This window comes from Alteromonas sp. AMM-1 (assembly GCF_047290655.1).
Taxonomy (GTDB): Bacteria; Pseudomonadota; Gammaproteobacteria; order Enterobacterales; family Alteromonadaceae; genus Alteromonas; species Alteromonas mangrovi.
Window position 1 is genome coordinate 1 of record NZ_JBLBUE010000117.1, and the last position, 11,079, is coordinate 11,079.

The window sequence follows — 11,079 nt, forward strand, 5'->3', positions numbered from 1 at the left end:
ATGAATGCCCTGCAGGGATTTATCAAACAATGAAATATGGGTCACTTTCAGGGTATCAGGCAGCGATGACTCGTCTACCGCAAAACCGTGGTTCTGGCTGGTGATCATCACAACGTTGCGTTCGAGATCTTTAACCGGGTGGTTGGCACCGTGGTGTCCAAACTTCATTTTTACTGTTTTGGCGCCACTGGCCAGGGCCAGCAACTGGTGGCCTAAACAGATACCAAATACCGGCAGTCCGGTATCAACAATGGTCTTAATGGCTTTGATGGCATAATCGCACGGCTCAGGGTCACCAGGGCCATTCGACAAAAACACGCCATCGGGATTCATCGCCAGCACATCTTCCGCCGGAGTTTGTGCAGGCACTACAGTTAATTTGCAGCCACGGTCTACCAACATGCGCAGAATGTTGTGTTTGGCACCGTAATCATAGGCAACAACGTGGTATTTATAATCAGCACCTGTTTTATAGCCAGTGCCCAGTTCCCATACGCTGCCATCCCATTGCTGCGTTTCAGTGGTAGAAACCACTTTGGCTAAGTCCATGCCTTTTAAGCCGGGAAAAGCTTTGGCTTTCGAAAGCGCTTCGGCTTCGTCAAGCGAGTCGATACACATGATGCAACCATTTTGCGCACCTTTGTCACGCAATATACGCGTGAGGCGGCGTGTATCGATGTCTGCGATACCAACAATATTGTTAGCTTTTAAATAATCAGACAGGGTTTGTTCATTACGAAAGTTACTGGCAACTAAGGGTAGATCGCGAATCACCAGGCCTCTTGCCCAGATTTTGTCGGATTCGACGTCTTCCTGGTTAGTACCTGTGTTACCAATGTGGGGATAAGTTAGAGTTACAATTTGTTCAGCATAAGAGGGGTCAGTCAGGATCTCCTGGTAGCCGGTCATTGATGTGTTAAAAACTACCTCACCAACAGACACGCCTTGCGCACCAATCGCAGTTCCTTTAAAAACAGAACCATCCTCTAATACCAACAGGGCGGAATTAGCCAAGTCAACCTCCAAATTAAGGATAACCGAGAGTTTATGCCAGTCACGATAAACACTCACAAAAAACGGGAGGTAACGACATACTTACTTCCCGTTTACAATTATTTGCAGCTAATTAAACTGCGCTGCGTACCAGCCAAATCAAGGCTAAGCACTTTTCAAGCGCAAAATTTTGGCAAATTCCGCGGATTATATCTGAACTATTCCAAAAGGTCTAATCCAATCCACAAAAATTGCAAAAATATCCACTTTACGCCAAAAAACACTTAAACACGCCAAAAGTATTAATAATGGTATTTATTTTTGCAGCGAAAGTACATCATTCATGCCGTATTGGGCCGCAGGCTTACCGGCCAGCCAGCAGGCAGCATGCACTGCACCGCGAGCAAACGTAAGCCGACTGGACGCCTTGTGCGTAATTTCAAGGCGCTCTCCGATGTCGGCAAACAATGCGGTGTGTTCACCTACAATATCGCCTGCCCTTACCGTTGCAAAGCCAATAGTATTGTGGTCTCTGGGCGGCTCTTTGCCTTCCCGGCCATACACTGCACACGATTTTAAATCGCGCCCCAACTCGCTTGCAATCGCCTCGCCAATGGCCATTGCAGTGCCTGATGGCGAGTCCAGTTTAAACCGATGATGCGCCTCAATAATTTCGATATCGGCAGTGGCACCCAATGCTCTTGCGGCCTGTTTTACCAGTGATAACATAAGGTTAACGCCAACACTGTAGTTTGCAGCAAACACCACAGGAATCGATTGCGCGGCATTGGCAAGACTGACAAGTTGTGTATCCGACAACCCGGTTGTGCCAATAACAACCGGTTTAGCATGCTTTACACACCAGGCAAGATTGCTTTCAAACGCGGCAGGCAGGGTAAAATCAATCATCACATCCACATCGTCAGGATTGAGACCTGACATGCCTACACACGCGGTATTGAGTTTTCCAATACCCGCAAGTTCGCCCACGTCCATACCAATCCAAGGGGAATCATCGCGCACACTGGCTGCCGATAAACTGGCTTGTTCGTGCTCATTCAATGCTTCAATAAGCACGCGCCCCATTCGACCATTTGCGCCAAAAAGACCTACTTTCATGAAAAATCCTACTAAACAATTAAAAACACCAATTATGCCTGATACATTGTGCCCGAAAGTGATTTGGCACGTGTTGTTGTATGTGCGCAAATTGTGCCCGAAGCTGACCGAGATGAAAACCGTGAATACGCGTTCATCGAGATGAATTTGTACTGTGATAGATCAAATTTTGCGGTAATCAGCGTTGCCTGACCACAATATCTCGTGCAAGCTTTTGTTTTTTATCAATTGAGTTAATTGGAGTGGTACTTATGGAAAAACGTCTTATCTGGGATATTCCTACCCGGCTTTTCCACTGGCTGCTGGTAGCCTGTATTGTTGCTCAGTACCTGACAGCAGAAGTATTTGATGCCATCGACTGGCATTTTAAGATTGGTTATTTCACTCTCGGACTCATTTTGTTCCGCCTTTGCTGGGGATTTATCGGCACAACCTACGCGAAGTTCAGCCAGTTTGTAACCGGTCCGGGTAAAGTCATTGCTTATGCAAAAACACTGGGAAACAAGCACTCCGAAGAACACGCGGGCCACAATCCGCTGGGAGGCTGGATGGTCATTGCGTTACTACTGTTAGTTGCCTTACAAGGTATCAGCGGATTGTTTATTACCGACGATATTGTTAACAATGGCCCATATTACGACGCGGTATCCGAAGCCACACGCGACATAATGAATGCGATACATCACACCGCATTTAATGTGTTGTTAGCCGCCATAGTGCTGCACGTGGGCGCGGTGGTGTTTTACGCCCGTTTCAAGCAGCAATTACTGGTACCCGCTATGCTACACGGCAAAAAGTCCACTAACGCCCCAGGCATCAGCTCATCGCGCTTAGTGCTGGCAGCCATACTGGCCCTGGTTGTTATTGCACTGATGTATTGGGTAATTGAAGTATTGCCACCTGAACCTGTGGTTGAAGAATTTTTCTATTAATCAAAGCAATAAAGGGGCACATTGCCCCTTTGTATCGTAACTGGAACGAATAAGCCGCCTGTTAAATGTAACGTCGTCTTTCGGCAGCCAGTCCAAGAGCAAAAAACGCTACAACGAACGCCAGTCCACGATATTCATAACCAATATAATTGAATAAGTGATGCACGAAAGGTGCACCGTACACGGTTAATGCGCCATATCCAAAGGCGCATAGCACCACAAACAATATACAGCGGATCACGAAGTGATAAGGCGCCAGAGTGCGTTTCACCTGCTTATTGATGATATCGCCATAGACCACCAGTAAGGTAGCCAACAGCATCAGACTCATTTCGTCAAAATATTCAGCCAGAATATGGCTAATGTGGATGGTATAGGCAGACAACTCAACAACTCCAACCTCAGTAATTTGGCGTATTCTGAAAGGCCTGCCGCTTACTGTCAAAATAAAAAAAGGCCGGTAAAGCATACCGGCCAATACAGAGAACGCACTCTGTTGGATGTTGAAAGTAAAACGCCAAATGGTAAGGCGATTGTGAGTTACTCTGACGCCACCAACCCTTGCGCTTTCATAATGGATTCGATTTCCGGCACACTTGCCGGGTCGTCGATTGTAGATGGCACTGCAACTTCCTGATTAGCGGCAATCTGACGCAATAATTTGCGCAGAATCTTACCCGACCGGGTTTTCGGCAATCGCGGTACTACAACAGCCCGTTTGAAACACGCAATAGGCCCAATTTCCTTCCTAACCATGGCAACCAGCTCTTTTTGCAGATCGTCGTGATCGATGTCGTAACCATCTTTTAATAACACGAGCCCTACCGGCTCCTGCCCTTTTAAGGGATCATGCACACCAATGACGCTGCATTCGGCCACTGCATCGTGTGCCGCCAGAATCTCTTCCATTTCGCCGGTAGACAGGCGATGACCGGCCACATTAATTACGTCATCGGTGCGCCCCATAATAAACACGTAGCCTTCATCGTCCTTATAACCACCATCGCCTGAACAATAATAACCAGGGAAATCGCTAAGATAACCAGATTTAAACCGATTAAGGTCGCCCCAAATGGTAGCCAGACAACTTGGCGGCAACGGCAACTTGATGGCAATGGCGCCCTGCTCACCGGCCGGTAACTCATTACCGCGTGCATCCAGAACCTGCACATTAAATCCTGGTGTGGGTAACGTTGAAGAACCCGGTTTTGCCGGTTTTGGCTCAACCCCCATCAAATTTGCACAAATTGCCCAGCCAGTTTCGGTTTGCCACCAGTGGTCTACCACCGGCTTACCGGTTTTATCAACAGTCCATAAATACGTGGGCGGATCCAATCGTTCACCAGCCATAAATATAGTGTCCAGCGATGAAATATCGTATTTGCTCAATTCAGCCGCTTCGGGGTCTTCTTTGCGAATCGCTCTGAACGCCGTTGGCGCGGCAAACAGGGCTTTAATTTTATACTCGTCCACCATACGCCAGAACGCACCGGCATCGGGTGTGCGCACCGGCTTACCTTCATAAACAACGGTAGTGCAGCCGTGTAATAACGGGCCGTAAACAATATAGGAGTGACCCACCACCCAACCTACATCGGATGCGGCCCAAAACACGTCGCCGGGCTGCATGTTGTATACCGCTGACATGGAATACTTCAGCGCAACAGCATGTCCGCCGTTTTCACGTACCACGCCTTTTGGCTTTCCAGTTGTGCCAGAGGTATAAAGAATGTAAAGCGGATCAGTACCTTTTACCGAAACACAATCCGCTGGTGTGGCTGCTGCCATGGCGTCATGCCAGTCGATGTCTCTGCCAGCAACAAGTGCAGCCTTTGCCTGTGGCCGCTGCAGTACTATACAAGCTTGTGGTTTATGCGAAGATTGTTCAATCGCATTGTCGACAAGTGGCTTATATTCAATCACCTTTGCCACTTCTATTCCGCATGAGGCGGTTACAATTAGTTTAGGTTCAGCATCTTCAATTCGCACCGCCAGTTCATGAGGTGCAAAGCCGCCAAAAACCACCGAATGAATCGCACCAAGACGCGCAATAGCCAGCATAGCCACAACCGCTTCGGTGATCATTGGCATGTACACAACAACCCTATCGCCCTTCTCTACTCCCTGGCTTTGCAGTACACCGGCAAACAAAGCAACCTGATTTTGTAACTCTGCATAACTCAGTGTTTGCTTGGTTCCGGTAACCGGAGAATCGTAGATGATGGCGGTTTGATCACCTCGCCCCTGCTCTACATGGTAATCAACGGCCATGTAACAGGTATTCATTTCACCGTCGTCAAACCAGTGATATATACCGTCGTTGTCCTGACTCAAAATGGTTTGTGGTGCGGTGTACCAGGGTAACGCGCGGGCTTGTTCTGCCCAAAATAATTCTGGTTGTTCAATAGAACGCTGATATTCGGCTTGGTATGACATACGCGTGCATTTCCTAATTATTTTATGGCAGTTCTGAAACATGCTTTGAAAGTTTCACTGTGCCATTACATTAATAGAAAATGAGAAAAATGCGCATAAGACTATGGGCTTATATGTCGACAATTTTACTTATTATGGCTATTTATCAACCGCCTAACTTAAGACGTTTTCACTCACCAGCACTTTGTCTAGCCAGGCATCTTCTTTCAGTGGTTTAGAAAAATAAAATCCCTGAAAATAGCTACAACCGCGGTGTTTTAAGTATTCCCACTGAAATGCATTCTCTATACCTTCGGCAACAGTACTCACATTCAGGGCATGAGCCAGATTGACAATTGAGTCGACAATCGGCACATCTTCGTCTTGAAAGGTAATTTCATCAACAAAATACCTGTCTATCTTCAATTCAGATATGGGAAGCTCTTTTAAGTAGCTCAAACTCGAATAGCCGGTACCAAAATCATCAATTGAGAACGAAAACCCTTCGTGCCCCAGTGATTCCATACGCTCCCTGACTAATTCAACGCTGCTTATCAGTGTGGTTTCTGTAATTTCCAGCATTAACATATCCGGACTCACACGCCATTTATTCACCGTATCCAGTAACTGTTTGGCAAAATCTGCACGCACAATATGCCGCCCACTAATATTCACCGCGATACGCGTTCGCAGTCCCTGGTCATAGCAATGACGCAGCAATCTGCATGCTTCGTCCATTACCCAGTTACCAATGTCGATAATGGCATCACTCTCTTCAGCGACAGGGATAAATTCAGCCGGACTAATGAATCCCAGTTCAGGATGTTCCCAACGGATCAGGGCTTCTGAACTGATGATTTGCTCGCTGGCGTCGTACTGAGGCTGCAGCATCAGGTAAAATTCGCGATTTTCTAAGGCGCGGGCAAATGAGTGAGAAATTTCCTGATAGCGATCGTAGTCGTCAAATGCCGTTTTATCCAACGCAAGCATGCCTCCAGGCCCTTGCTTTTTAGCTCTTTTCTTGCCAAACGTAAGTACGCCGTTGATCTTTTCGTAGGTCGCTTTTTTGGCCTCCAAACGACACGAAGCAATGGCGGCAGTGACATTGTGGACTAATTTGGAAATAGTGAGCGGCGCAGAAATTTGCTTGTGGCATTCCCATTCAATACTATCGAGTAACACACCGGACTGCTTTGTCTCGTTGTCTATAGGCGTGGTAGATAAAATCATAAAATTATCACCAATGCCCCGGTAAAGGGTTAGCTCTGCTGGTAAGAGTTTTTTAAGCCGCAGACCCAGCGTTTTTAAAATAGCATCGCCAACGTGTTTGCCAAACGACAGGTTGTATTGCGTAAAGTTATCCATATCAATCAGGCAACAGTAGATATCCACTGAACGGAACTGACTGGCAGACTGCTTTAACAAACGCTCCAGATCTTTCTCGAATGACCGCATGTTAGGTAATTGGGTCATAGCGTCAAAGTAGGCAGCGTTGTAGATATCCTCAATGGCTTTCTTGCGCTCCGTGATATCTTTAACAATACCCACAAACTGTCGCTGGCCGTGCTGAATCACTTCTGAAATCGACAGTTCAATTGGAAATTCAGCTCCACTTTTGTGCCTGCCAGTTAACTCTCTGCCAATGCCAATGATTCTGGCCTGCCCGGTTTCAACATAATGATGGATATAGTCATCATGATATTTACCGTAAGACTCAGGCATGAGTATTTTTATGTTCTTACCTATCACTTCTGCTGGCAAATAGCCAAAGACAGACGCGAGGGATTTATTAGCTGTGAGGATCTTTCCTGACACATCAATGGTAACTACGGCATCATTCAGATTGTCCAGAATCGCCGACAGATACGCGGTGTTATTGTGTTCAGTTTCAAGTAACCGGTATGCCTCGGTAATGTCTTCTAATGCGCCGTAAATGTGCGTTACCCAGCCATTTTTATAACGCGCTTTACCCGTCGCTTTAACCCGAATCGACTGCCCATCAACTCGGTTCAGAAACCCCTCATGGCAATATTCCTTGCCTTCTTTGATAACCCGGTTAAATGCCTCCTCAATGGCAATTCTCGACTCAGGAGGAAAATAGGTCATCGCGGTTTCAATGGTAACTGGCGTACCTGGCGGCAAGCCATATAGCGCGAACATTTCGTCGGTCCACACCACCTTTCCGGTAGCCAGTTCAACTTCCCAGCCACCGGTTTTTGAGATTGCACCTATTTCGTTGAGTAAATCCAGTTTGCGATGCAATTTTGTGTTGGTTTGTAAGGCCGGGCACACACTGTGTAAATGCTGAGTGAGTGCAAAACTCAAACGCTCCGCGGCAATATTTAACGCGGCTTCAACCAGCGGCGCTGAATACCGATCCGGCTCGTTAAATGACACAATGCAGCCTACACGCAGGTCATCGGGGTAACGTATTAAACGTGCAGAAAGTACATACTGTGATTCGAATACAACGCGATCGATATGTAATGATGTAATGTCCAGGAAATCAGCATGGGGTGCCGCCCTGGCTTTGGCAATAAAGTGGATAGATTGCGTTGCGGTAGCCTTGTGACCAACAAAACAATACACCACGTGCAGAGGCGTAAGATCGTCTGCAAGTGAAATAATAGCCCCACCCGCACCGTTAGCAAGAGACACCAGTTGTTCGGTGATATCCCTAAGATCTACGCCGGGTAATGACTCAAGTACGTTTTGAGGTTTCTGATCCTGAATATCCGACACGTTGTACTCGTTTAAAATGGCACGCGCACTGTGAAATTTAAATCAGCAGCGTGTAATACTTGTCGACAAAAGTCCTGGCGAATGACGCTAATCTAATAATAGGAAACAAAATTTAAATTTACCAACGTTGTGCAGAAAATCAGCAAAAATCAGGTAAATTTAGCGTAAACAGTAGGATGAACAACAACGCAATTGATGCAAATTTTAAGTAATAAGCACAAGGCAGGCACTTTGCTATCCTGCTGTAAGCCTTATTTGAATCAACTTTAGCGTTACCTGAAAAAGCTAAAAAGAAGAACTCAATTCGTACTGGTATTGCCGTTATTGCTCGGAAGCAGTGAGATTTGTACTGGCTCCTGTCTCAATCTGCATCTTTGTATGTGAAACATACATTTTACCTTGCCCATCAAAACACAGAATATGGTTTTTCAAGGGAAACGGGTGTTACTATGAAGTCTGAGTAATAAGCTGTTATGTACCAATCGAGATTGACGGATGTTTTTTAATAAAAGTGAGGAAATAGTTGCTTTTAAATTCTTTGCTATTGGGAAAGAACAAGAAGGCATCAACCGGCCAGCTCTAGTTGGGTCATTACTTGAACTTTTCGAGTCTGATTTTGGTGAATTACCAAAAGAATTTGTCATTCACGGCCCTTACGGAATTTCCAAAGGACAACATATTGGTATAAGAGCGTTTAAGAACAAGCTTAAATTGAAAGGTCATGAAAAATATTACGCCCTCAGTGGCAAAACAGATTCTAAGCTTGGTTTTGAAGCACTTTTTGAAGCGAATATAACTAACGGAACGTACAGTGAAGTAGTAGTTTGGTTTAATCCTACTCAGTTTTCATCTTCCTTGGTTGAAATAGCAAATCATGTTCAAACTTATTTCCCTATAAGTAGTGGCTTCGAAATCGATATAGATCTCAAAAAGCAATTGATTTCAGAGAACAAAATAAAGAAAGGGTTTCTGGGTGGCGTTAGCGTGGAAATATCTTATGAGCATAAACAATGGATAATTGACTTTCAGAGCGGGGCTTTCAGAAAAGAACTGAATAGACTATTGCTAAATGATTTACAGCTAAAGCAAGCCCAACAACACAGCCCTGAAATACAATCAGTTAAAGTGGGCAATTTAAATTATGTGGAATATGGCGTAGAACAAAGACAAGCATAGTCGCCCATTGCAAAAAAGCGGCTTCGTGCTGGACTTCGCTTCGATCGCCCGGTGTTGTCGGCGTTATCCGCTTAAGGACAAACATGCTATTTGGAAATAAATGTAGTTTTGCTATCGATTTTCTTGGACAAGAAAGCGGTCTTGAAATTGCCGACATATATATTGCTGGTCAGAACGTAACAAAAATTGACAATGCTCACTATAAATTTGTTAGTACACTGAAAGTATCCGCTGAAGATACAAATAGAACTGATGAGCTTTTAAAGTCAGATAATTTACTGCCTGGTGACACCCTTGAGCAAAGATATAACCAAATTCTTGATCATGAAATTCGCTTCAACTTTCAAGTACTGGATTGGGGGCCGCCTACCGATGATATTTTCGCGATTATTATTCCATTTAAAGGCGATATCTACCTATGCGCGCTATTGTACAACGAAGGTAAAACGATCAGCGTCAAAATTGATGGGTCAATGTTAAGCGCTACTATGCTAGCCGCAGCGGAGCACATAAAAAATCAAATAAATGGGACGCAACAAAACCGCGCCCCTTTTTGAAGTCTCATCACCCTGGTTCTCTTCACTCCTCAATAGTCTGTACGTAAATTGCGTATAGAAATTGCCTTCTGTACGTAACTTACGTACACTTACTGGATGAAAAGTGTATTTATTGAATCGTCAATTTTTGAAAAGTTCCGGGATAACTATATCAGCGAGGAAGAATTTAGACTTTTCCAAGCAGATCTAATGGCTAACCCAAAACAGGGAGATGTAATCCAAGGAACCGGTGGCTTGCGAAAAATTCGAGTGGCAGGCAAAGACAAAGGAAAACGCGGTGGTTCGCGTGTCATATACTATTACTTTGACGAGAAGAGGCGTTTTTATCTGCTAACCATATACGGCAAAAATGAAATGTCTGATTTAAATGCAGAACAGAAGAAACAGCTAAAAGCTTTTATGGAGGCATGGCGTAATGAACAACCGTAACCTTTTTTCTGAGTTAAGCTCAGCTTTGACTGAAGCCAAGGAGCATTCAGAGGGCAAATTAACTTTAAAGACCCATCAAGTTAACGATGTAAGTGAATTGAATATCTCTCCAGGTGAAATCGTAAATATTAGGGAGCAATTTAATATGTCACGTGGTGTTTTTGCTCGTTTACTTCACACTTCAGCTCGTACTCTGGAAAATTGGGAACAGGGCAGAAGTTCACCTAATGGCCAGGCAATTACGCTACTCAAACTAGTACAGCGACACCCAGAAACGTTGTCGCACATCGCCGAGCTATAATAAACGCATTTACATTCGCTGCGCTAGCCATGGACGAAAACACGAAAAAAGCCAATTAAAAAGCAAAGATCAACAAGCTATAGTTTTCAACTAAAAAATAGCTGTAGTCTCACAATTAAAACAGCTGTTGCCATGCTAACTTAAAAACATAATGTGTTTATGTTTAGAAGCAATTTCGATTAAAGTTCCAATATCGGAACATATATAACTACTGCCTGTAGAAAAATCGTGTTCTTTTGCATAAGCAGTTAATTTATATCTATAACCTGTTTTCTTAATAATAATTTCTTCAAACCTAACCGTCATTCCGCACCTAATTAACTGATTTATTTTTCTTGACACCGATCCCCCATTTTGATCTATTACTCATCTTTGGGTGCAGCAAAATGGCTATTTCTACTACCTCCCTATCAGG

Annotated in this window: 10 protein-coding genes; 5 read left to right on the plus strand and 5 right to left on the minus strand. The window is 44.7% G+C overall.

Going from position 1 to position 11,079, the window contains the following annotated elements; all coding sequences use genetic code 11:
* Together carA and dapB are read right to left on the minus strand one after the other, a co-directional pair.
* A partial coding sequence (gene carA / locus ACLR2L_RS15090; protein WP_413369210.1) for a glutamine-hydrolyzing carbamoyl-phosphate synthase small subunit occupies positions 1-1,014 on the minus strand: 1,014 nt, incomplete at its 3' end.
* Positions 1,015-1,308: 294 nt separating this feature from the next.
* Positions 1,309-2,112: a 4-hydroxy-tetrahydrodipicolinate reductase gene (gene dapB, locus ACLR2L_RS15095; RefSeq protein ID WP_140959986.1), complete on the minus strand. Its 804-nt coding sequence runs from the start codon at positions 2,110-2,112 to the stop codon at positions 1,309-1,311.
* Positions 2,113-2,363: 251 nt separating this feature from the next.
* Between dapB and ACLR2L_RS15100 the strand changes: the two genes are divergently transcribed.
* Positions 2,364-3,044: a cytochrome b/b6 domain-containing protein gene (locus ACLR2L_RS15100; RefSeq protein WP_413369212.1), complete on the plus strand. Its 681-nt coding sequence runs from the start codon at positions 2,364-2,366 to the stop codon at positions 3,042-3,044.
* Between the two features lie 61 nt (positions 3,045-3,105).
* Here the strand turns inward: ACLR2L_RS15100 and ACLR2L_RS15105 are convergent, their stop codons facing one another.
* The 3 genes from ACLR2L_RS15105 to ACLR2L_RS15115 form a co-directional block, all read right to left on the minus strand.
* Positions 3,106-3,429 (minus strand): DUF3392 family protein, encoded by a 324-nt coding sequence (locus ACLR2L_RS15105; RefSeq protein WP_413369214.1) that lies wholly within the window; start codon positions 3,427-3,429, stop codon positions 3,106-3,108.
* A gap of 155 nt (positions 3,430-3,584) precedes the next feature.
* Positions 3,585-5,480: a propionyl-CoA synthetase gene (locus ACLR2L_RS15110; protein WP_413369216.1), complete on the minus strand. Its 1,896-nt coding sequence runs from the start codon at positions 5,478-5,480 to the stop codon at positions 3,585-3,587.
* A 153-nt stretch (positions 5,481-5,633) separates the two neighbouring features.
* Positions 5,634-8,201 (minus strand): putative bifunctional diguanylate cyclase/phosphodiesterase, encoded by a 2,568-nt coding sequence (locus ACLR2L_RS15115; RefSeq protein WP_413369218.1) that lies wholly within the window; start codon positions 8,199-8,201, stop codon positions 5,634-5,636.
* A gap of 495 nt (positions 8,202-8,696) precedes the next feature.
* Here ACLR2L_RS15115 and ACLR2L_RS15120 point away from each other — a divergent pair, with 495 nt between their 5' ends.
* The 4 genes from ACLR2L_RS15120 to ACLR2L_RS15135 all read left to right on the plus strand — a co-directional run bounded on the left by ACLR2L_RS15120 (position 8,697) and on the right by ACLR2L_RS15135 (position 10,664).
* Positions 8,697-9,377 (plus strand): hypothetical protein, encoded by a 681-nt coding sequence (locus ACLR2L_RS15120; RefSeq protein ID WP_413369220.1) that lies wholly within the window; start codon positions 8,697-8,699, stop codon positions 9,375-9,377.
* Between the two features lie 83 nt (positions 9,378-9,460).
* Positions 9,461-9,934 (plus strand): hypothetical protein, encoded by a 474-nt coding sequence (locus tag ACLR2L_RS15125; RefSeq protein WP_413369222.1) that lies wholly within the window; start codon positions 9,461-9,463, stop codon positions 9,932-9,934.
* A 96-nt stretch (positions 9,935-10,030) separates the two neighbouring features.
* Positions 10,031-10,363 carry a type II toxin-antitoxin system RelE/ParE family toxin gene (locus tag ACLR2L_RS15130; RefSeq protein ID WP_413369224.1) on the plus strand — a complete coding sequence of 111 codons (333 nt, stop codon included), beginning with the start codon at positions 10,031-10,033 and terminating at the stop codon, positions 10,361-10,363.
* The gene (locus ACLR2L_RS15135) at positions 10,350-10,664 is read left to right on the plus strand and encodes a helix-turn-helix domain-containing protein (RefSeq protein WP_413369225.1); all 315 of its coding nucleotides are present in this window, start codon (positions 10,350-10,352) and stop codon (positions 10,662-10,664) included. Before ACLR2L_RS15130 ends, ACLR2L_RS15135 begins: the two co-directional genes overlap by 14 nt.
* The last annotated feature ends 415 nt before the right edge of the window (positions 10,665-11,079 follow it).